This window comes from Deinococcus wulumuqiensis R12, from assembly GCF_011067105.1.
Taxonomy (GTDB): Bacteria; Deinococcota; Deinococci; order Deinococcales; family Deinococcaceae; genus Deinococcus; species Deinococcus wulumuqiensis.
The window spans coordinates 290,345-311,334 of record NZ_CP049358.1 but is presented as its reverse complement, the minus strand read 5'-3'; the positions used below and the strand labels follow the sequence as shown (position 1 = coordinate 311,334).

Annotated in this window: 16 protein-coding genes; 9 read left to right on the top strand and 7 right to left on the bottom strand. The window is 68.6% G+C overall.

Annotated elements, in window-relative coordinates; translation table 11 throughout:
* Positions 1-71 precede the first annotated feature (71 nt).
* The 4 genes from G6R31_RS15185 to G6R31_RS15170 all read left to right on the top strand — a co-directional run bounded on the left by G6R31_RS15185 (position 72) and on the right by G6R31_RS15170 (position 6,073).
* The gene (locus tag G6R31_RS15185; RefSeq protein WP_017869469.1) at positions 72-1,760 is read left to right on the top strand and encodes a long-chain-fatty-acid--CoA ligase; all 1,689 of its coding nucleotides are present in this window, start codon (positions 72-74) and stop codon (positions 1,758-1,760) included.
* 501 nt (positions 1,761-2,261) lie between these two features.
* A complete protein-coding gene (locus G6R31_RS15180) occupies positions 2,262-2,468 on the top strand; it encodes a hypothetical protein (RefSeq protein ID WP_017869468.1) in 207 nt (68 codons plus the stop codon).
* Between the two features lie 3 nt (positions 2,469-2,471).
* The gene (locus tag G6R31_RS15175; RefSeq protein ID WP_017869467.1) at positions 2,472-4,061 is read left to right on the top strand and encodes a serine/threonine-protein kinase; all 1,590 of its coding nucleotides are present in this window, start codon (positions 2,472-2,474) and stop codon (positions 4,059-4,061) included.
* Complete coding sequence (locus G6R31_RS15170) at positions 4,058-6,073, top strand: McrB family protein (protein ID WP_017869466.1); 2,016 nt, start codon at positions 4,058-4,060, stop codon at positions 6,071-6,073. The genes G6R31_RS15175 and G6R31_RS15170 overlap by 4 nt, the downstream gene beginning before the upstream one ends.
* Positions 6,074-6,088: 15 nt before the next feature.
* Here G6R31_RS15170 and G6R31_RS15165 read toward each other — a convergent pair whose 3' ends face one another.
* Positions 6,089-6,685 carry an FmdE family protein gene (locus tag G6R31_RS15165; protein ID WP_017869465.1) on the bottom strand — a complete coding sequence of 199 codons (597 nt, stop codon included), beginning with the start codon at positions 6,683-6,685 and terminating at the stop codon, positions 6,089-6,091.
* A 141-nt stretch (positions 6,686-6,826) separates the two neighbouring features.
* Between G6R31_RS15165 and G6R31_RS15160 the strand changes: the two genes are divergently transcribed.
* The 3 genes from G6R31_RS15160 (at position 6,827) to G6R31_RS15150 (ending at position 10,780) form a co-directional block, all read left to right on the top strand.
* On the top strand, positions 6,827-8,191 hold the full coding sequence (locus G6R31_RS15160; protein WP_026138675.1) for an MFS transporter: 1,365 nt from the start codon (positions 6,827-6,829) through the stop codon (positions 8,189-8,191).
* A gap of 234 nt (positions 8,192-8,425) precedes the next feature.
* Positions 8,426-9,871, top strand: coding sequence for a nicotinate phosphoribosyltransferase (pncB, locus tag G6R31_RS15155; RefSeq protein ID WP_017869463.1), 1,446 nt, complete (start codon positions 8,426-8,428; stop codon positions 9,869-9,871).
* Positions 9,872-9,877: 6 nt separating this feature from the next.
* Positions 9,878-10,780, top strand: a complete 903-nt coding sequence (locus G6R31_RS15150; RefSeq protein ID WP_017869462.1) for an adenylyltransferase/cytidyltransferase family protein — start codon at positions 9,878-9,880, stop codon at positions 10,778-10,780.
* Positions 10,781-10,837: 57 nt separating this feature from the next.
* On the opposite strand, the gene G6R31_RS15145 is transcribed toward G6R31_RS15150, so the two are convergent.
* From G6R31_RS15145 to aceB, 4 genes are all read right to left on the bottom strand, one after another.
* On the bottom strand, positions 10,838-12,418 hold the full coding sequence (locus G6R31_RS15145; protein WP_017869461.1) for a flavin monoamine oxidase family protein: 1,581 nt from the start codon (positions 12,416-12,418) through the stop codon (positions 10,838-10,840).
* Positions 12,419-12,494: 76 nt separating this feature from the next.
* Entirely contained in the window at positions 12,495-13,130 is a 636-nt protein-coding gene (locus G6R31_RS15140; protein WP_017869460.1) for a cytochrome c, read from the bottom strand.
* Positions 13,131-13,249: 119 nt separating this feature from the next.
* Positions 13,250-14,971, bottom strand: coding sequence for an NAD-dependent malic enzyme (locus G6R31_RS15135; protein WP_017869459.1), 1,722 nt, complete (start codon positions 14,969-14,971; stop codon positions 13,250-13,252).
* Positions 14,972-15,052: 81 nt separating this feature from the next.
* The gene (aceB, locus tag G6R31_RS15130; RefSeq protein ID WP_017869458.1) at positions 15,053-16,618 is read right to left on the bottom strand and encodes a malate synthase A; all 1,566 of its coding nucleotides are present in this window, start codon (positions 16,616-16,618) and stop codon (positions 15,053-15,055) included.
* Between the two features lie 317 nt (positions 16,619-16,935).
* Here aceB and G6R31_RS15125 point away from each other — a divergent pair, with 317 nt between their 5' ends.
* Positions 16,936-17,088, top strand: a complete 153-nt coding sequence (locus G6R31_RS15125) for a hypothetical protein (RefSeq protein ID WP_017869457.1) — start codon at positions 16,936-16,938, stop codon at positions 17,086-17,088.
* 208 nt (positions 17,089-17,296) lie between these two features.
* Entirely contained in the window at positions 17,297-18,076 is a 780-nt protein-coding gene (locus tag G6R31_RS15120) for a TerC family protein (protein ID WP_017869456.1), read from the top strand.
* A gap of 213 nt (positions 18,077-18,289) precedes the next feature.
* Here the strand turns inward: G6R31_RS15120 and G6R31_RS15115 are convergent, their stop codons facing one another.
* Positions 18,290-19,345: a glycosyltransferase family 2 protein gene (locus G6R31_RS15115; RefSeq protein WP_017869455.1), complete on the bottom strand. Its 1,056-nt coding sequence runs from the start codon at positions 19,343-19,345 to the stop codon at positions 18,290-18,292.
* Between the two features lie 128 nt (positions 19,346-19,473).
* Entirely contained in the window at positions 19,474-20,883 is a 1,410-nt protein-coding gene (locus tag G6R31_RS15110; protein ID WP_017869454.1) for a tetratricopeptide repeat protein, read from the bottom strand.
* Between the last annotated feature and the right edge of the window lie 107 nt (positions 20,884-20,990).

Below are 20,990 nucleotides of genomic sequence, written 5' to 3'. Positions count from 1 at the left end.
GAGGGGCCAAAGGGCGAAGGAGCTTTTCGGCCCTTTTCCGTGACAGGGCGCGGCACCCCGCAGGAGACCTGATGACCGACGCCACTGCCGCCCCCAACTCCACCGACTACCCGCCCGTTCAGGGCCGCTACTGGCCCCCCGGCAAGCCGCGCAGCCTGACGCTGCCGCAAACCGGCGTGCTCCACAACCTGCGCGTGAGTGCCGAGCGCTACCCCGAAAAAGTGGGGCTGTGGTTCTATGGCCGCGAACTGACCTACGGCGACTTCTACGACCAGGTGGGGCGCCTCGCCGGGCACCTCGCCGCGCAGGGGGTGAAAAAGGGCGACCGGGTGGGCCTGTGGCTGCAAAACAGCCCGGCCTGGGCCATCGGCGCCTTTGCCGCGTGGCGACTCGGGGCCGTGGTGGTGCCGCTCGCCCCCATGCTTCAGCCGCGCGAACTGGCCTTTTTCCTGCAAGACGCGGGCATCCGGGTCGCGGTGGTCGGCGGCGAACTGTACGAGAAAGGCAAGCAGGCGGGGCTGGCGCACGCGATTGTCGCCAACGTCATGGCGGGCGCGGTGCCGCAGCAGGCGGGCGTCAAGCTGCCCGACGGACTGGACGTGCAGCCCGAATTGCAAGAGGGTGACGTGACGCTGGAGCAGGCGCTGCGCTCGGCCCCGGCAGCGGTGCAGGACGTGGACGCGGACGACCTCGCCATCATCTTCTACACCAGCGGCACCACCGGGCTGCCCAAGGGCTGCGCCCACACCCACAGCAGCGTGCAGGCCAACACCTTCGGCGCTTCGGTGTGGGTGAACGGCACCTGCGAGGACGTGTTTTTGGCGGCGCTGCCGTACTTTCACGTCACCGGCTTCATCAACAGCCTGATGACGGCGGTGGCGGGCGGCGGCAAGGTCGTCGTCATGGCCCGCTGGGACCGCGACGCGGCGCGGGAACTGATTCGTGACCACCGCGTCACGGTCTGGACGAACACGCCCGCCATGCTGATCGACCTGATGTCGTCGCCCAACTTTCAGGCCACCGACCTCAAGACGCTGCGCAGCGTCACCGGGGGCGGGGCCAGTCTGCCCGCCGCCGTGGGCCAGCGGCTGCTCGACACCACCGGGATTCTGTTTCTGGAAGGCTACGGGCTGTCCGAAACGATGGCGCAGTCGCACTCCAACCCCCAGGGACGGCAGAAGCTGCAATGCCTGGGCATTCCGCTGTTCAACGTGGACTCGCGCATCATCGACCTCGAAACGGGGGCCGAGTTGCCGCCCGGTCAGGTGGGCGAAATCGTGATTCACGGGCCACAGGTGATGCGCGAATACTGGCAGCGCCCCAAAGAGACGGAAGAGGCCTTTACCGACATCGGCGGGCGGCGCTTTTTCCGCACCGGCGACCTGGGCCACATGGACGAGGAAGGCTACTTCTTCTTCGCCGACCGCCTCAAGCGCATGGTCAACGTCTCGGGCCTCAAGGTCTGGCCCGCCGAGGTCGAAAACAAACTGCACGGCCACCCCGCCATTCAGGAAGCCTGCGTGATTTCCGTTCCCGACGAGCGCAGCGGCGAACGCGCCCGCGCCCTCATCGTGCTGCGGCCCGGCATGCAGGCCACCCCCGAGGAACTCGAGGCCTGGGCACGCGAGCAGATGGCGAACTACAAGGTGCCGCGCGACTACCAGTTCGTGGACAGCCTGCCGCGCAGCCCCACCGGCAAAGTCGCCTGGCGTCAGCTTCAGGAACAGGCCCGCGCCGCGCTGACCGGAGCGCAGAGCTAAACCCGAGTCTGTCTGCGGGCGCTCTGCCCGCTTTCCCGCCCCGGCGCGTCCCGGCCTTCATGCGCCGGGCGCCTTTTTTTGTCCTTGATACGGATTCCGCTAAATTCCTGCACAGTCGGAACTACACCGCCTGTGCATCCATATCGCGAAATCCGTATCTTTTCCTACTCCTTTCAGTCGGATTGAATCCAGAAATCTGCTGGATTCAATCGGAATCCGTATTGAGACGGACTTTGAGCAATTCACTCTGTCCCGGACCGCTGCTGACTTTCTTTCTTGCTGACGGCTGCTAGAGTCGGGGGCAGGGCCACCCCAGAGGCCAACGGCGGGACCAGCACGGAAGCCAGAGACCAGAGAAAGTGCCGTCCTCGCCCGGCGGCACCTTTCCCGTTCTGGTTCGCCCGCCGCGCCGCCGCTGGGGTCGGCGGATACGAGGCCCCCGTTTCAACGCTGCGCCAAGCCACCCTACTTCAAGCCACCCCACTCCGAGGAGGTGCCACCATGAATTCACAGGATCCCCGAAAAGTCCTGCCCCACCCCGACGAACCCGTTTCCGCCTCCAGCACCGACCCCCTCGAACCGTTCAACACCCGGTTGCCGCGCAGTTTGCAGCGTCGGCTGCGGGTGTACGCCGCGCTGGAAGGCCGCAAGATTCAGGACGTGCTGGGCAGCGCCCTCGACGAGTACCTGAGCCAGCGGGAGGGCTAAGCCGTGTGGCCCGGCTTCAGCCCTGACCCTGCGGCGGCGCCGCCGTCCCCCGGCACCCCCGCCGCGCGGATCGTGGCCGAGGAACGAACCGTGTTTTTGCCGACCCGCGAACTGGCGCTGGAGGTCTGGCTGGGCGAGCAGCGGCTGTCTTTTTTCGTCAACGGCAACCGGGACCGCGTGCCGCACATCGAGCAGCTCACGGCGTCGGGGGTCAGCATCCGCCTGACCGACTGGGTGGGCCGCCTGCCCTTCCGGTTGGTCTACGAACGCGGCGAAGAGGTGCAGGACGTGGTGGTCTACCCCGCCAAGCTCTCGCGCACACCGAAGACCGCTTTCGCGGCCCTGGCGCGGATGGTGGCCGAGCTGCCCGAGTTGCAGCGGCGCCTGCACTTCGGGGGCGACCTGCCCGAAGCGCTCAGCGGGGTGCAGACGCTGTGGGCGGTGCCGCCGAGCCGCGAGGCCCTGCTGAGCGTCGCCGGGGAAGCGCAGCGGCTGTGGCAACTCGCCCGCCGCCAGCCGCGCCCGGCCCCCCCCGGACAGGCAGGCCGCGCCCGTGAGCGCCGGGTGCTGGGCGGGCAGGTACCTGACCGGGTGGACTGGAACCGCACCCTGGACCTGTGGGGACGTGGCGAGTTCCCCCACCACGTCGCCCTGGACCTGCCCGCGCCGCAGCTGCCGCCCGCGCTCGGCCCCCTGCGCGAGCTGTGGCAGGCCCTCGAAACCGCCGCCGCGCACCTGCCGCCCGGCACCGAACGCGACGAGTTGCAGCGGCGCTTTGCCCGCGCCCTGGCCGCCTTTCCCCGCCCTGAGCCGGTCCCAGCTGCCCGTGGGACCAGTGCCCTGCCCTCCGCTTCCCTGCCCCGTGACCCCGTGTCACGCCGCGCCGCGCAACTGACCGCCGAGGTGCGGGCGCTGCTGCGGCCCACCAGCGGGCTGCCGGGGGGCCGGGTCCGCATGGCCGAACTGTACGAATTCTGGGCGCAGATCACGCTGGCGCGGGCGCTGGGCGCCGTGCAGGGCGAGCTGTCCACCACCGCCGACGGCCTCTACACCGGCACCCTGCGCAGCGAGGACGCCCCGGACGCCGGTCTGCCTGCCGGACCCAGCGCCACCGTCTCGCTCAACCCCCGGCTGGCGTTCGGCGGCATCGGCCTGTCCGCGCAGACGTTGCAGCCGGACCTGCTGGCCGTGCTGGAGCGCCGGGGGAGCAGCGAGGTGGTGGTGGCGGACGTGAAGTACCGGCCCCTGGACCGCCTGAGCAGCGACCACCAGCGCGAGGTCAACGACCAGTTGCTGCGCTACATGGGCCTGACCCACGCCGCCACCGGGCTGGTGCTGTGGCCCGGCAGCGACCCCGAGGGCGAGCCTGACCCGGACAGCGCCCCGGCGAGCGACCTCCATCTGGCCGGTGGCCCCAGCCCGGCGACCGACCGCCGCGTGAGTGTGCTGCCCGGAGGCCGCGCCCGGCTGGTGCGGCTGCGGCTGCATCCCCTCGACCCGCCGGACCAACTGCGCGACGACCTGCGCGACCTCGGCCTGCTGCCGCACGAGCCTTCCATTTCCGACCCACCCCCACCCGGAGGACCCACATGAATTTCACCACCATTTTTGCCCAGTACAAGATTGCCCGTGACACCCTGGCCGCCCTGACCCCCGAGCAGCAGGAGGGTCTGGAACGCGCCGCCTGGGGTGCCGACTGGTTTACAGACGCGGGCGGGGGGCTGCTTTCGCCGCTGCTGGCGCTGAGGGTGCCGCCTGACCCCGAACCGGGCGGCAACGCGCCGCCACTGACGCAGCCGCTCGACTTTCCCTGGGCCGACCGCGCCACCCAGGGGCAGGCCCGGCAATCGGCGCAGGCACAACTGGTGGTGTTCGACGTGTCGAGCGCGGCGCCGCTGGGCGGAGAAATGCGGCTGATCCACTCGGCCCACTTCGCCGACACGCACGGCGACCCGCTGCTGGCCTACGCCCCGGCGCCGCACAAACTCGGCCAGCAGGTGATTCAGGCCGAGCGGGCCGACATGGGTCTGGGCCAGCTCACCCGCACCAGCGTGCTGGCCTACCGCACGCTGACCGCCGGGCAGGACGTGCGGACCCTCGAAGCGCGGCTGGTCTTTTTGCCGCGCAAGAATCAGGTCAGCAAGGTGCGCTGGCTGGCCGCCTACGACCATGCCCTGAAGGTGCAGGGCGGCGAGACCCTGCACGTCTGTCAGCTGCGGGCCGCACTCGACCAGGAGGGCAGCGGCAAGCGCAACTTTCACGCCTCCACCCTGGGCAGCACCCAGCTGAGCACGCTGGCCCTGCACGCCCTGAGTGCGGGCAGCACCCGCCCCTACGCCGCGCTGGACGACGAGGCGGCGCCCGCCCCCACCGCAGCGGCCCGGCGCCTGCTCGACGACCTGCTGAATCCGGCTGTGCCTGCCCCTCCCAAAGTCAAGCCGCCCAAACCACCCAAGGCGCCGAAAGCGAGCCGCAAGACCAAACCTGCGCCGCCCGAGCCGGAACCCGCCCCGGTGCAGGGGAGCAACCCTGCCGCCGAGCCGCCCCTGCCCGCAAAGTCCCAGGTGCCGGAATTGCCGTCGCCGGAAATACCGTCGCCAGAGTCCCCGTTCCCAGAAACTCCGCCAGCGGGGTCCGGGTCGGGCGCCCGGCCTGCCGAAGTCCAGCCCCCTGCGCCGGAACCCGCGCCTGATCCCTGGGCCGCGCTCGACACCCGCATCGTGGTGGACGAGGACGTGCTGGCGGTGTCCCGCGCCGCACTCGAACAGCGCCGCCCGCTGCTGCTGACCGGCGCACCCGGCACCGGCAAGACGCTGCTCGCCACACTGCTGGCCGAGGTGCTGTGCGGCCCCGGCAACTTCACCCTGGTCACCGCCGACGCCCGCTGGACCAGCAGCGAGGTGCTCGGCGGCCTGCGGGTGATGCCCGGCGAGGGCCTGCGCTACAGCTTCGTGCCGGGCGTGGTCACGCAGACGGCGCAGCGGCACCGCGAGAGTCTGCAGGCGAGCGGGCGACCACACGCCCTAATCATCGACGAATTCAACCGGGCGCATCAGGACGAGGCGTTCGGGCGACTGCTCACGCTGCTCGACCGCCCCTACCGCGCCCAGATGCCGCTGGTGGGCGTGCAGGACGGCGCCCCCGAGGACGTGTTCCTGCCCCCCGACTTCGTGCTGATCGCCACCATGAACGACGCCGACGTGGGCCGACTGCACGAGATCGGCTCGGCGTTGCAGCGCCGTTTCGTCACGGTGCCGGTGGGGGTGCCCGCGCGGGAGCGGGACTTTCTGGAACGCAGCTGGGCGCACCTGCCCGCCGCGACGCTCACGGCCCTCTACGACTTCGTGGGCAGCGGCGACCCCGGCAGCGACCGCGAGGCCGGGCGACTGCGCGGGTTCGTGACGGTGGGCACCTTTTTCATGGAAGAGGTGCTGGGGCTGGCGACCACGCTGGGGCTGGACCGGGCGCTGCGCAGTCAGGTCGCGCCGCAACTCGGCAGCCTGGGCCGGGACGACCTCGCGGCCCTCGAAGCCCGCGCCCGGCAGACCGGCCTGCCCAAACTCGCCGCGCAACTGGCGCTGGCCGGGCAGCAGGCTCCTTTCTGACCGCCCGGCCCCCCCTCAACAGAGCGTGAAATAAGCCTCGCCCGCACAGCCCCGGCACAGCAGGGCGCCGCCGCGCTGCACCTCGCGCTCGTTCACGATTTCCTCGCCGCAACCCTCGCAGACGGCGCGTTTGCCGGGGGCGCTGATCAGGGCGGCGAGGTCCAGGGTCAGCGTCACCGGCTGCACGTCGAACAGTTCGGCGTCCGGCCAGGTCTGGTAGGCGCCCAGGTACGCCTGATAGCGCTTTTGCCCCTCGGGGCGACCTGCCCGCACCCGCGCCCGCAGGTCGGTCTGGGGCCGCGCGCGCACGGCCTGCCCCGTGCGGGTGTCCACCAGCGTGGCGGCCACCTTGCCGTGGTCGACCAGTCGCATGGTGCGCCGCCCCAGCCAGCAGCCGCTGCCCACGCTCACGCCGTCGGCAAAGCAGCCGTCGGTTTCGACAAAGACCAGCACCCGCTTGTCGCTGCGCGGAAACTCCAGCCCCAGCACCTCGCCGCCGAGCAGGGCCAGCCGCACCCCCAGCACCTGACGCGGGCAGAGATGGCCGTGCAGCGCGGCGCTGCGGGCGAGCAGTTCGGGCAGATGAGGGTTCGGCAGGGCAGGAGCGGCCATCACGGTCAGTGTGCGGGTTGCGCCGGGCGGCAATGGTCAGGTCTCACGCAAAGGACAGGTGCGGGCGCCCCATTTTTCCAAAATTGTTCCGAACAATGTGATTTATTTCTCTAATACCCTCATAGCCTTTACAATGTGTCCATGACCATCCCCGTTGTTGAGGGTAAAGCAGGTTCCGTGACCGTGGACCGCGTGCTGGACGGCCTGGGACTGGGCCGCTTTCAGTGGAAGCTGCTCGCCATTTGCGGGCTGACCTGGGCCGCCGACGCGATGGAGGTGCTGCTGATGGGCTTTGCGCTTCCCGGCATCAGTGCGGCGTTCGAGCTGCCCAAGGGGTCGCCCGCCGCCACGGGCCTGCTGACCGCTACGTTCGCGGGGATGCTGCTGGGGGCGTGGCTCTGGGGCTTTCTGGCCGACCGACTGGGACGGCGCAGCGTGTTTCTGACGACGGTGGCGCTGGGGGTGGTGTTCGGGCTGGCGGGGGCCTTCGCGCCGACGCTGACGTGGCTGCTCGTCGCCCGCTTCCTGACGGGGTTCGCCATCGGCGGCACGCTGCCGGTGGACTACTCGATGATGGCCGAGTTCGTGCCGACCGCGTGGCGGGGGCGGTTTCTGGTGTATCTGGAAAGTTTCTGGGCGGTGGGCACGGTGCTGGTGGCCGCGCTCGCGTGGTGGGTCAGCACGGCCTTCGACCCCGCCGAGGGCTGGCGCTGGCTGCTGGGGCTGGCGGCGCTGCCGGGACTGGTCGGCCTGATGGCCCGTTTCGGCATTCCCGATTCGCCGCGTTCGCTGCTCTCCAGGGGGCAGGAGGCGCAGGCCCGCGCCGCGCTGCAACGGGTCGCGCAGGCCAACGGGGGCACGCTGCCTGCCGCGCCGCTCGCGCACCCGGAGCAGCCCGCCCGCGTGTCGCCCGCGCAACTGTTCCGGGGGGTGCTGGCCCGGCGCACGCCGCTGCTGGCCCTGACCTGGTTCGGGCTGAGCCTGGGCTACTACGGCATCTTCTCGTGGCTGCCGAGCTTTCTGCGGGCGCAGGGCATGGACCTCGGCGCGGTGTACCGCACCACGCTGCTGCTCGCACTCGCGCAGGTGCCGGGCTACCTGCTCGCCGCGTATCTGGTGGAAAAGGTCGGGCGGCGGGTCACGCTGGTGGGCTTTCTGGGCCTCGGTGCGGTGGGGGCGTACCTGTTCTTGCTGGCCCAGGACGCGAGCGGCGTGCTGATGACCTCGGCGCTGCTCTCGTTCGCGCTGCTGGGCGCGTGGGGGTCGCTGTACGCCTACACGCCCGAACTGTTTCCCACCCCGCTGCGAACCACGGGCATGGGGCTGGTCAGCGGGGTCGCCCGCCTCGCCAGCGTGCTGTCCCCCAGCATCGGGGCCATGCTGCTCACCGGCAACCTGAGCCTCGCCCTCACCGTGTTCGCCGTGTGTTTTGCGCTGGCGGCGCTTTCGGCCTGGGCCATCGGGGTGGAAACGCGGGGGCAGGCGCTGACGGAAACGGCGGAGTGATACGGATTCCGATTGAATCTGAAACGACCAGATTCAATCCGACTTGCAAAGCTGCGCAGCAGAGCGGATGCGAGTAGGAAAAAATACGGATTCCGCGATATGGATGCACAGGCGGCGCCTTCCCAACTGTATAGGCCCGACTGTGCAGGAATGAAGCGGAATCCGTATGAGACACCTGGCCGAACCGTTCGACCCCCCGCCCCTCCGCCCTCCATCCCTCTCCAAAGGAACGCCATGACTGACCTTTCCCCCCTTCTGACCGACCTCTACCAGCTCACGATGATGCAGGGCTATGTCCTGAGCGGCCTGCACCGGCAGGAGGCGACCTTCGACCTGTATTTCCGCCGCCTGCCGTTCGAGGGCGGCTACGCGGTGTGGGCCGGGCTGGAGCCGATGCTCGACTGGCTTGAGGGGCTGCGCTTTACCGAGGCCGACCTCGACGACCTCGCCTCGCTGGGGCAGTTCCGGCCCGAGTTTCTGGCGGCGCTGCGCGGGTGGCGTTTTTCCGGCGAGGTGACGGCCTTTCCTGAGGGCAGCGTGGTCTTTCCGCACGAGCCGCTGCTCACCGTGCGCGGGCCGCTGTGGGAAGGGCAACTGGTGGAAACGGCGCTGCTCAACACCCTCAATTTTCAGACGCTGGTGGCGACGAAGGCGGCCCGCTGCGTCCTGGCGGCGCAGGTGGGCGGCGGCAGCGTGCTCGAATTCGGGGCGCGGCGGGCGCAGGGGCCGGACGGGGCCATCAGCGCGGCGCGGGCGGCCTTCGTGGGCGGAGCGGTGGGCACCAGCAACGTGGAGGCGGGGCGGCGCTTCGGGATTCCGGTGTCGGGCACACACGCGCACGCCTGGGTCGAAAGTTTTCCGACGGAACTCGACGCCTTTCGCGCCTACGCCGACTTCTACCCCGACTCGACCACGCTGCTGCTCGACACGGTGGACACCCTGGGCAGCGGCCTGCCCAACGCGCTGACGGTGGCCGCCGAGCTGCGCGAAAAGGGCCACGAGTTGCGCGGCGTGCGCCTCGACTCCGGTGACCTCGCCTACCTCTCGCGGGTCATCCGGGCGCGGCTGGACGAGGCGGGCTTTCCGGAAGTCAACATCGTGGCGAGCAACGACCTGTCCGAATCGGTCATCGCGGGCGTGATTGCCGAGGGAGGACGGGTGGACGTGTACGGCGTGGGCACGCAGCTCGCCACGGCGGGCGGCCCCGGCGGTGGGGCGCTGGGCGGCGTGTACAAACTGGCCGAACTCGGCGGTCAGCCCCGCATGAAGCTGACCGGCGACCCGGCCAAGTCCAGCCTGCCGGGGGTCAAGGCCGTGTGGCGCGGCACGGAAAGCACGGAGAAGGGCGAGGCCGCCGGAGAACTCGCCTGGGATGTGCTGACCCTGGGAGAACGGCCCCACGCCGGTCTGCGGGTCAGCGACCCCACCAACCCGCTGCGCAGCGCCCGCCTGCCCGCCGGCCTGACGTGGCACCCCGCCCGCGAGGTGGTGATGCGCGGAGGCCAGCGCACCCGCCCCGCCGAAGCGCTGGGGACACTGCAAGCCCGCGCCCGTGACGAACTGTCCCGCCTCGCGCCCGAAACGCGCCGCCTGCTCAACCCGCACGTCTACCGCGTCAGCCTCGCGCCCGAAGTCGCGGAGCTGCGCGACCGGGTGGCGCAGCAGTTGCGGGGGCACTGAAGTCGGATGCTGCCCCCTACGCTGAGCGGGGCTGTTTACGTCGGTCGTTTTCAGCCGCCGCACGCCGCGCACGTGGGGAGCGTGCTGGCCGCGCTGGAGGCCGCCCCCCGCGTGCTGGTGCTGCTGGGGAGCGCGAATCTGGCCCGCAGTGTCAAAAACCCCTTGACTCCCGCCGAGCGCGAAACCCTGTTCCGTGCGGCGCTGGCAGAGGCGGGGGCCGACCTGAGCCGGGTAACATTCCGCCCGCTGCCTGACCGCTTCGACGCCGGGTTGTGGGCCGCCGACGTGCGCCGGGCCGCCGCCGGGGTCTATGGCCCACAGGCCCGCCTCGGACTGGTCGGCTTCGAGAAGGACGCCAGTTCGAGCTACCTGCGCTGGTTTCCCGGCTGGGCGCGGGTGAACGTGCCCCAGACGCCAGGCCTGAATGCCACCGACATTCGCACCGCGCTTCTTGAAGGACGGGCGCTGCCTGCGGGCCTGCCCCAGACCGTCGCGCTGGCCCTGGCCCGCTTTGCCCGCACGCCCACCTGCGCCCGGTTGACTCGGGAGTGGGCCGCGCTCCAGGCCGCCCGCGCCGCCCTGCCGCCGGGGGTCATGCTGCACGAGGAACGTTGGCTGCATGTTCAGGAAGGGCAGGTCTGGCTCACGCACCGGCCCGGCCCTGTCGGTCAGGGGCTGTGGGAGCTGCCGGGCCGCGTCCTGCCGCCGGGCGAGGTGGCCCCGGCTGGAGACGCCACTTTCGACCACCCGGCGCGGGCGCTCGTGACACGGACGCTGGCGCAGGTGCATCTGGGGGCGGCCCCGTTCACCGTCCGGCCCGTCTCCCTCGCGCTGGCGCTGCGCCGCCCACGCCTCTTTCACGAAGACCACGGCGTGATTCTGGCGCGGCTGACCGGGCACGAACGGTAGACGAAAAAACCCCCGGCCTGAGCACCGGGGGCCGGGGTAAAACCGGAGGTCGGGAGGTTAGGCCTGACCCTGCGCGAACTTGTGCATTTCGTCCACGGCGGTGGTGGCGGCGAGCAGCGCCCCTTCCTGCCAGCCGTTCCAGTACGACGTGTGTTCGCCCGCCAGCATCAGGCGGTCATGCCGGGCGCAGAGGGTGGGGTAGTACCGCTCGCGGGTGTCGGCGCTGTACAGGCCGTAGCAGCCCAGCGCGCCGGGAACGCGGTGCCAGCCCACGCTGATGCCGGTGTCGAACTCCTCGGCGGCGGCGGGGTGCATCTGGGCGTTGTACTCCACGACTTTTTTCATCCGCTCTTCGGGCGACATCCCGCTCATGACCAGCGCGTCGGTGCCGAACATGTACGCCCCCAGCACCACGCCCTTGCCGCCCGAGAAGTAGTTGTTCGAGGGGTAGGAAATGAGCTGGTTGGGCAGGTCGGTGTAGCTGATGCCGCCGTAGATGTCGTCGTCCTGTTCCCAGAAGCGGCGCTTGTACTGCACGCCCGCCTTGAAGCTCGGCGCGTAGGGCACCTTCTTGATGGCCTCGGTCAGCCCCGCGTCGAAGCCGGTCATCTTGACCTGACTCAGGATGGACAGCGGAATGGTGCAGATGCAGTAGTCGCCGCTGGCCGTTTTGGTCGCGCCGCTCGCGTCCACATAGGTGGCGGTCACCTGCTCGGCGTCCATCTTGATTTCGGTGACGCGGGAGCGGTACTCGATGAAGCGTCCCACCCGGCTCTCGAAGGCGCGGGCCAGGGCGTCCATGCCGCCGACCGGCTCGAACATGGTGCTGCGGAACTCGTAGAACATGCCGTCGAGGATGCTGCTCCAGAGGTTGCGGTCGAGCAGGGTGTGCAGGTCCACCGGCTTGGAGGGCGTGCCCGCTTCCAGACGCGCACCGGGGTCGCGCTCGTAGCCACGCGCCGCGCTCACGGCGAGGCTCTGGACATACTTGCCGTCCCTATTCAGGAAGCCCCACTCGTGCAGGGCTTCGAGCAGCTTTTCCTTGTCCTCGGCGCTCAGGGTCTGGTCCAGGCTGCCCTGGTTGGTCGCCTTGGTCAGCAGTTCGGCCACATGCCCGTGCATGTCGGTGCGGGCTTCGGCCAGGCGCATCTTGAGCGCGGGTTTGTCGCCGTCCGCCTTGCGGTGCAGGTAGGCGTTCCAGTTTTCCATGATGAACGGTTCGAGCTTGACGCCGAACTCGCGGGCGTAGTGCATGTAGGCGTGGTGGTGGTGCGGAACGCGCCAGGGGCCGGGGTTGATGTACAGGCCCCGGTCGAAGTCGCAGGTCTGCTTGAAGCCACCGAGTTCGGTGTACTCGTCGCCGCCGCGCAGCGTCCAGCAGCGGCCCCCGGCCTTGCTGTCGAATTCCAGAACCCGCACGTCGTACCCGGCTTTTTGCATCTCGTAGGCGCTCGCCATGCCCGCCAGACCCGCGCCCAGAATCAGCACGGTCTTGCCCTGACCGCCGCCGGACAGGTCCGGCTTGGTGTAGGTCGAGGAGGCGGCGAGGCCCATCGTGGTCATCATCTGGTAGGCGGCGGCGGCCCCACCGACCATACCGACCATGCCCAGGAAATTTCTGCGGCTCATTTCACTCATCTGTCGTTCCTGCCTTTTGGGTTCTTGCCTCTTCGGCAAGGGTGTTCAAATTTGTTGCTGTGGGTGGCACGGGGCCTCAGCCCGCCGACTCACCGAACGTCAGTTCCTTCTCCGCCGGGGGACGCAGCGGCGCGATGTCGCTGGCCTTGACCTCGTCGGCGTTGTCGTTCAGCTCGGTGCGGACATAGTTGACGATTTTGGCGATCTGCTCGTCGCTGAGGTAGTGCGCGAAGCCCGGCATCCCGCCGTTGCCGTTCAGGACGATGCTCTGCACGTAGGCGGCGCTGGCGAGCTTGGCGTTTCCGGCGAGCGCCGGGTAGTTGTAGCTGCCGCCGCCGCCGTTGGCCCCCTTGCCGCCGGGCATGTGGCAGCTCTGGCAGGCCTCGGCGTACAGGGCCGCGCCCGTATCCGCCGTGAAGTAGTCGTAGGTCCGGGCCGCCACCTTGGTCTGGGTGGCCGCCTGGGTGGTGTTCGACCCTTCGGTGGGCATTCTCGACGCGGCTGCGCCCTGGCCGTCAGCACTGCCCTGACCGCTCTGGCTGGCCTGCTGGGTCTGGCTGGTCTGGGCCGTCACCTGACCGCTCTGCGCGGCGGCGTTGCGCTTGACCGCCGGGCCAAACAGCAACAGGAAAAAGACGCCGAACGCCACTCCCAGCGCGAGGCTGAGCAGCAGGGTAGGCACGAGGGAAAAGTTCTTGGAAGATGAGGACATGGGGCCTCCTGATGAGAAACGAACACTCCCTGCCGACAGGATGTTGCCGCAGGGAGAAGGGGACAAACTGTCGGCCCTGTTATACGCCTTAGGTGACCTTCAGGTTCTTAACAATCCCGTCAGGGACGGTAGGGCAGGTACTTCGGCTGCCAGAATTTGCGCTCCACGAAGGCCCGCAGTTCGGCGTCGTCCATGGGGCGCAGGCTGAACTCGGTGGCGACGCCGTCTTTCAGCGCCTGCTTGATCACCGCCACCGCCACCTGAATGCTGGCCGGCGAGAGTTCGGCCACCGGCGGGTAGGTGCGCTGCGGGTGGTGTTCGGCGGTGTAGGCCGCGAGCGCGTAGGCGGCTTCGGTGACCATTTCGTCGGTGATTTCGCGCACGCGGGCCAGAATCGCGCCGAAGCCCAGACCGGGGAAAATGAAGGCGTTGTTGCCTTGCCCAATGTCGAACGTCTGCCCGCCGTGCTCGACCGGCGCGAAGGGGCTGCCGGTGGCGACGATGGCCGCGCCGTTCGTCCAGCGCAGCAGGTCTTCAGGCAGCGCCTCGGAGTGCGCGGTGGGGTTGGAGAGCGGAAACACCAGCGGGCGCGGGGTGTTGGCGAGGGCTGCCCGCACCACCAGCTCGTCGAAGGTGCCGGGCACGCCGGACAGGCCGAGCAGCACGGTGGCCCCCGCCTCCTGAACGACGCTCAGCAGGTCGGTGCCGCGCCAGCCGTCGGTGTGGCTTTTGGGCGTCGCCAGCGGCTTCTTGTACGCCTCCATCGAGCGGTCGTCGGTGAGCAGGCCGCGCGAGTCGAGGACGAACACCCGGCGCGAAATCTCGTCCGGGGTCAGGCCCTCGCGTTTCATGCCCTCGCGGATGGCGGCGGCGACCCCGGCCCCGCCCGCGCCCGCGCCGTGAACGACCACGACCTGCTGCCCCAACGTCTCCCCTTTCAGGCGGCAGGCGTTGAGCACCCCGGCGAGCACCACCGCGCCCGTGCCCTGAATGTCGTCGTTGAAGCTCGGCACGACCCGGCGGTAGCGCTCCAGCACGTCGAAAGCGGCGTCTTTGGCAAAGTCCTCCCACTGGATGATCGCCTTGGGATAGCGCTGAATGGTCGCCTCGACAAATTTGTCGATGAAGGCGAAGTAGTCCTCGCCCCTGAGCCGCTCGTGCTTGACGCCGAGGTAATGGGGGTCTTCGCGCAGATCCTGGCGGCCCGTGCCCACGTCGAGTTCGGTGGGCAGGGTCTTGTCGGGGCCGACGCCGCCCGCCACCGTGTAGAGGCTGAGCTTGCCGATGGAAATCGCCATGCCGCCGAAGCCCTGGTCCCCGATGCCCAGAATCGCGCTCGAATCGGTCGCCACGATGATGCGCACGTCGTTGAGCGGCACGTTGGCGAGCGCCTGCTCGGCCCGCTCGATGTTGCGGGGGCTGAGGGTCAGGCCGCGCGGGTAGCGGTAAATCTGGCTGAAGGTCTTGACCGCGTCGCCCACCGTGGGGGTGTAGACGATGGGCAGCATTTCTTCCACGTACCGGGAAAGCAGCGCGTAGAACAGCACCTCGTTGCGGTCTTGCAGGTCACGCAGGTAGACGTGCTGGCCCAGGGGCGTGTCCTGCTGGAGAAACTCGCGGTAGGCCCGCTCCACCTGCACCTCGATGCTGTCCACCTGCGGCGCGAGCAGCCCGTCGAGGCCGAGTTCCTCGCGCTCCTGTTCGGTAAAGGCGGTGCCCTTGTTGAGCAGCGGAATGCGGGTGAGGTTGAAGCCGCGCACCAGCGGGCGCAGGGAGCGGTGGCCGTCTTCGCCGCGCTTGACATCGTAGTGGTCGGTCAGGGGCAGGGTCTTGTGGCTCATGGAATCTCCCAGGAAAAAAGAAAAAGGGCATGGGGTGGGAAAGGCATATGCGTCTTCCCCACCCCGGTCACGTCATTTCAGTTACGCCAGGCGCTCGTAGCCGGGCAGCGTCAGGAACTCGGCCAGCGTGTCGCCCGTCGCCGTCTGCTTGAACAGGTCGGCGGCGTCGGCAAAGTCGGCCCCGAGGTTTTGCACTTCTTCGGCGTAGAGGCGGTCGAACAGGTTCTGGTCGAGCGTGCGTCCGTCTTCGAGTTTGACGCCCTGCCTCAGCCACTGCCACAGCTGCGCCCGGCTGATTTCGGCGGTGGCGGCGTCTTCCATCAGGTTGTGAATCGGCACGGCCCCGCTGCCACGCAGCCAAGCCGCGAGGTACTGAATGCCCACGTTGATGTTCATGCGCACGCCCGCCTCGGTGGGGGCACCTTCGGGCGGGGTCAGCAGGTCGGCGGCGGTCAGCGTGAAGTCCTTCTGCTTGTCCGAGTCGATCTGGTTGGGCGCGGGCATGATCCGGTCGAACACCTCGGTGGCCAGCGCGACCATGCCGGGGTGGGCAACCCAGGTGCCGTCGTGCCCGTTGTTGGCCTCGCGCTCCTTGTCGAGCCTGACCTGTTCGAAGGCCGCCGCGTTCTTGGCCTCGTCGCCCTTGACCGGGATAAACGCGCTCATGCCGCCGATGGCCGGAGCGCCGCGCTTGTGGCAGGTCTGGATGGCGAGTTTGGAGTAGTTCTGCATCATGGGCACGGCCATCGTGACCTTGGCGCGGTCGGGCAGCACGCGGTCGGGGTGGTTGCGCAGCTTCTTGATGTAGGAAAAGATGTAGTCCCAGCGCCCGCAGTTCAGGCCCGCCGAGTGCTCGCGCAGTTCGTACAGAATCTCGTCCATCTCGAACGCCGCCACGATGGTTTCAATCAGCACCGTGCCGCGAATGCTGCCGCGTGGCACGCCAATGGTGTCCTCGGCGTAGTTGAAGACATCGTTCCACAGCCGCGCTTCGAGGTGCGACTCCATCTTGGGCAGGTAGAAGAAGGGGCCTGCACCACGTGCGAGTTGCTCTTTGGCATTGTGGAAGAAGAACAGCCCGAAGTCGAAGAACGCGCCGTAGACGATTTCGCCGTTCACCTGCACATGCTTTTCGGGCAGGTGCCAGCCACGCGGACGCACGAGCAGGGTGGCGGTCTTGTCGTTCAGTTGGTAGCTCTTGCCATTCTGCTCCAGGCTGATGGTGCCGCGCACCGCGTCGCGCAGGTTGATCTGGCCCTGCACGCAGTTGTCCCAGGTGGGGCTGCTCGCGTCCTCGAAGTCGGCCATAAACATCCGCGCGCCGGAGTTGAGCGCGTTGATGATCATTTTGCGGTCCACCGGCCCGGTGATTTCTACGCGGCGATCTTTCAGCGCGTCGGGCAACGGGCTGATTTTCCAGTCTCCGGCGCGAATCTCGGCGGTTTCGGGCAGGAAATCGGGCAGTTCGCCCGCGTCGAGGCGCTGCTGGCGTTCCTCACGCTTTTTCATCAGCTCGCGGCGGCGCGGCTCGAAGCGGCGGTGCAACTCGGCCACGAACGCGAGGGCTTCGGGCGTCAGAATCTCGGCGTACTCGGGCTTCACGGGCGCGGTGATGGTCATTCCGGCGGGCAGCTTCAGGTCGGTCATGGGCAGTCTCCTGGCAGAGGGAATGGGGGCGTTTTTCATTTGGCGAACTTGAGTTTCATTTTACAGCAAATGTTTCCCCCTGCTCCGGCATGTCCAGAGAACACCCGCCCCCTACACCCCCCGACACGACCCGGCAGGGGCTGTTTTGCACCGACTTCAAAATCTAGAGTGTCTCCTCAGCGGGCAGGCGCAGAATGAGGTCCACTTCCTTGCCCCCATGTTCTGCCCGGTTCACTGCCACTTGCGGCCCGCTGTCCCATCCCCTTTTTGCCCCGTCTGCCACACTGCCTCTCCCCTGTACCGCGCCGAGGTCTTTCATGAAAACGCCCAACCGCTCGCTGCTCGCCCTGACCCTTTCGCTGCTGACCCTGCTGACCGCCTGCGCCCAGAACGCGCCCCAGGCGCCCGAGAAGGCGATTTTTATTCCGCAGCAGACGGGGCCTGCCGCTTCGCCGCCCGCTTTGCTTTGACGGCGAGTGGCTGCCGTTAGGCCGTTGCCCGCGCCCTTGCCAGATGAACGCCCTTCATCCAACCGACATGATTCGTGCACAACTTCTCCCGAAGGATGGGTGAACCGCGCCTCCCCTGGCCCAGTGGTCAGCGGGCGCGTTTCTGTCGGCCTTTTTACAGACCGTCCCTCTTGTTCGCGCCCCTTGAGGCCCCCCTTCCCGGAGACGCATGTTTGAAACCCTTTTTGCCTGGATGAGTCAGCCTGAAGCCTGGCTCGCCTTCGGAACCCTGCTGCTGCTCGAAATCGTGCTCGGCGTGGACAACGTGATTTTCATCAGCATTCTGGCGGGCAAGCTGCCGCCCGAGCAGCGTGACCGCGCCCGCACCATCGGGCTGCTCGGCGCCGCCATTACCCGCCTGCTGCTTCTCGCCAGCATCAGCTGGGTGGTCAGCCTGAAAAACGAACTCTTCAGTTTGTTCGGGCGCGGCTTTTCCGGCAAAGACCTGATTTTGTTTTTCGGTGGCCTGTTCCTGATTTATAAAGCCACCAAGGAAATGCACGAGCAGCTCGAAGGTCCCCATCAGGAAGGCGACAACGCGAGCAACGCTGCGGCCATCGGCAAGGCGGGCTTCGCGGCCATCATCGGGCAGATCATGCTGCTCGACATCGTGTTCAGCCTCGACAGCGTGATCACGGCGGTCGGCATGGTGGACGACATCGGCGTGATGGTCATGGCGGTGCTGGTCACAGTGGCGATTATGTTGTTCGCCGCCAAGCCCATCGGGGAATTCGTGCAGCGTCACCCGACCGTCAAGATGCTGGCGCTCTCCTTCCTGCTGCTCATCGGCGTCAACCTGATTGCCGAAGCCTTCCACTTCAAGATTCCCAAGGGCTACACCTACTTTGCGATGGGCTTTTCCATCATGGTCGAACTTCTCAACATGCGCGTGCGTGGGCACAAACCCGTTGCGTTGCACGACACCGGACGGCACCCGGACGCGCAGTAGAACCTCCTTTCCCCGGCTTCTCCCCTCCCCAGCGGAGGGGCTTTTTTTGCTTTCATACGGATTCCGCTTCATTCCTGCACAGTCGGGAAAGCGCCGCCTGTGCATCCATATCGCGAAATCCGTATTTTTTCCTACTCGCATCCGCTCGGATTGAATCTGGTAGTTTCAGATTCAATCGGAATCCGTATAATTCTGGAGAGCCGGTCTCGCCTTTCATTGAAGTCTCTCCAGCAGCGCCCGCACTTCCTGCAAAGCCCGCTGCACGGGAACGGGAGCAAAAGTGCGGTGCCACGCGCCTTCCGCTTCCCGCGCGGCGTGGGCCTGTTCGAGCGCCAGCCCGAAGCGCGGGGCACGCACGGCGGCATTCAGAGCCGCCTCCCCTGTCAACCACAGGGCGGCCATCTCCGGAGACGACCGGCGGGCCTGCCAGCACCGGCGCAGCGCCGCTTCCGCCTGGGCGAGCCGCAGCACCTCGGCGCCACCCGGCACCTGCCAGTGCTCCGGCCCACGCTGCCACTCGCCGAGCTGGGTGGACAGGCCCACCGGCACCCGCCCGCGCAGCCGCGCACTGGTGTAGACCCGCGCCCGGGGCGTGTGACGCAGGGGCAGGTCGGCCCGCGCCAGCGCCCGGACCAGCGCCAGGTCCTCCAGGCAGGACACGGCAGGGACTCCGCCTGCCGCCCGGTACGCCGACACCCGCAGCGCGAGGCTGGCCCCGAAGTGCTGCCAGTGCCGGGGGGCCGGGTCGTGCGGGTCGGGCGACACGCGGGCACGCAGGCGCGACACCGCGTCGCGGTAGCCGGTGTCGAGCAGGTGGGTGCGGCGCACGGGGCCGGGCAGGGCTGCCCGTTCCTCGGCCCGCAGCAGGATGCGCCCGGCGCTCGCCTGCACCGCGCTGCCCGGCGCCAGCAGGGGACGCAGCAGTTCCGCCAGCCAGTCGGGAGAGGCCCAGGTATCGGCGTCGGTGCTGACGACGATTCCCCCCGGTCCGGCCCGCGCCGCCGCCCAGTCCAGGGCCGCTCGGCGGGCACCCACCACGTTGGCCTCGGCAGGGGGCAGGACCGTTTCATGGACGTGCAGACAAAATTCCGGGCGCCGCCGGGCAAAGGACCGGGCCTGCGCCGCCGTGTCGTCCTGCGAGTTGTTGATCAGCAGCAGCGTGTCGAAAGGCGGGGCGCCCCGCTGCCCGGCGAGTGCGCGCAACGTCGCCACGACGCCCTCGCCCTCGTCGCGGGCAGGCACAGCCACGACGATGCGGCATTCCGGCATCGGAGAAAAGTAGCATGAGGAGACGCGGCGCCTCGCCCGGCCCGCCTGGAAGAACTCGAAAAACTGGAAAAAGAGGCAGACCGTCCAGGAAAGTGCAGGAAACAGGACGCGGGCCGGAAGTCTGAGGGTCAGTTCAGCGTTCGTCCAGCCGAACGGCCCATCAGGGCCTGTGCCCGGCTGAGGTGGTCCCGAAGCGTGACGTGCCAGTCGTCGCTTTCCGGCGTATGTTCCAGCGCCTGCTGGGCGTGGGCGTAGGCGGCGGCGGGGTCGGGGAAGCCCTGCTGCGCCATCACGTCGGCGGCCATCTGGTGGCCCACCACCCAGTCGCGGGTGCCGTGGGCGGCCTCACGCACCACCCGCTCGTAGTGGTCGAGGGCGTCGTCGAGATGGTAGTAGTCCAGCGCGACGTTGCCCAGCACCACGCTCGCCGGAACCACCGCGCCCTGAGCGAGGGCCTGTTCCGCCTCCAGTTGCGCTTCGGGCAGGCGGCCCAGCCGGTAGTCGCACTCGGCGATGTCGGCCAGCACTTCGGGGTGAAAGGGGTAGTCGGGAACGAGCAGCACTTCTTCGAGCTTCTCGCGGGCCTCCAGCGGGCGGTCGAGGTCGAGCAGCGCCACGCCGAGTTCGTGGTTGGCGTAGGGCCGGTCGGGGTCGGCGGCGCGGGCGAGTGCTTGCTCGAACGCTGCCAGCGCGTCTTCCAGCCGTCCCAGGTGGCTGAGCACCTGCCCCTGCACCAGCGCCACGCCGTAGCTGGGGTCGCCGTACAGCCCTTCCAGGCGGGCGGCCTCGCGGATGTCCTCCTGCGCGGCTTCGGGCTGGCCCAGGTTGAGCCGCACCTGAGCCATCAGGTAATGCCAGGTGGCGAGGTTCAGGCCCTCCTCGTTCGGGTCGGTCCCCGGACGCGGCCCGGCGTAGAGCGTCCGCGCCCGTTCCAGCACCTGCCGGGCGTTCTCGAAGTCCCCCTGTTGCAGCAGCAGCGCGGCCTGCTCCTGAAGCATCACGGCGCGGTTGAGGCCGGAAGCGAGGTGCGCGGCCTCGGCGTAGAGCAGCGCGGCCTCGGTGCTCTGGCCCAGCGCTTCGTGGGCGTCGGCCTGCCAGGAGCGCAGGCGCCAGCGCAGATGCGGCGGCAGCTCGGCGGCGGGCAAGGCCACGTCGAGCGCCTCCTGGGGCCGCGCACTCAGCGCCAGGGCACACAGGGCGTGGTACCGCACCAGCGGGTCCGGGTCGGTGACGAGTTCGGCGGCAATGACCGCCGTGCCCTGCGCCCGTGCCGCGAGTTCGGCTTCCAGCGCGAGGGCCAGAGGCGAAGAGCGCAGCGAGGCGTCGGCGGCGTAGGCCTGGTTCAGGGCGCGGCGCACGTCCGGCTGCGCGGGGTCGCCGTAGAGCGAGTGCAGGTGGGCCAGCCGCAGCGCCAGCTCGGCCCGGACCGGGGGAGCGGCCTCACGCATGGCCTGTTCCAGGGTGTCGAACGCAACCGCATAATCGTCGCCGGACAGGGCTTCTTTGACCTGTTCCCAGGTGGCATCGACAGAAATCATCACTCCGTAGTGTAGCGGGGCCAACCTCGGAGCCGCGTCAAAGCGTACGGTCCGGGCACATGTGAGCCTGGACACCTCAATGAACCTTGAGTCTGGTAGACTCAACT

Coding starts and splice junctions, on each gene's coding strand:
- G6R31_RS15120 (WP_017869456.1), top strand. CDS start 17,297: ATGTTTGAAACCCTTTTTGCCTGGATGAGTCAGCCTGAAGCCTGGCTC.
- G6R31_RS15170 (WP_017869466.1), top strand. CDS start 4,058: ATGAATTTCACCACCATTTTTGCCCAGTACAAGATTGCCCGTGACACC.
- G6R31_RS15160 (WP_026138675.1), top strand. CDS start 6,827: ATGACCATCCCCGTTGTTGAGGGTAAAGCAGGTTCCGTGACCGTGGAC.
- G6R31_RS15150 (WP_017869462.1), top strand. CDS start 9,878: ATGCTGCCCCCTACGCTGAGCGGGGCTGTTTACGTCGGTCGTTTTCAG.
- G6R31_RS15180 (WP_017869468.1), top strand. CDS start 2,262: ATGAATTCACAGGATCCCCGAAAAGTCCTGCCCCACCCCGACGAACCC.
- G6R31_RS15165 (WP_017869465.1), bottom strand. CDS start 6,685: ATGGCCGCTCCTGCCCTGCCGAACCCTCATCTGCCCGAACTGCTCGCC.
- G6R31_RS15125 (WP_017869457.1), top strand. CDS start 16,936: ATGAAAACGCCCAACCGCTCGCTGCTCGCCCTGACCCTTTCGCTGCTG.
- G6R31_RS15140 (WP_017869460.1), bottom strand. CDS start 13,130: ATGTCCTCATCTTCCAAGAACTTTTCCCTCGTGCCTACCCTGCTGCTC.
- G6R31_RS15110 (WP_017869454.1), bottom strand. CDS start 20,883: ATGATTTCTGTCGATGCCACCTGGGAACAGGTCAAAGAAGCCCTGTCC.
- G6R31_RS15145 (WP_017869461.1), bottom strand. CDS start 12,418: ATGAGTGAAATGAGCCGCAGAAATTTCCTGGGCATGGTCGGTATGGTC.
- G6R31_RS15135 (WP_017869459.1), bottom strand. CDS start 14,971: ATGAGCCACAAGACCCTGCCCCTGACCGACCACTACGATGTCAAGCGC.
- pncB (WP_017869463.1), top strand. CDS start 8,426: ATGACTGACCTTTCCCCCCTTCTGACCGACCTCTACCAGCTCACGATG.
- G6R31_RS15185 (WP_017869469.1), top strand. CDS start 72: ATGACCGACGCCACTGCCGCCCCCAACTCCACCGACTACCCGCCCGTT.
- aceB (WP_017869458.1), bottom strand. CDS start 16,618: ATGACCGACCTGAAGCTGCCCGCCGGAATGACCATCACCGCGCCCGTG.
- G6R31_RS15115 (WP_017869455.1), bottom strand. CDS start 19,345: ATGCCGGAATGCCGCATCGTCGTGGCTGTGCCTGCCCGCGACGAGGGC.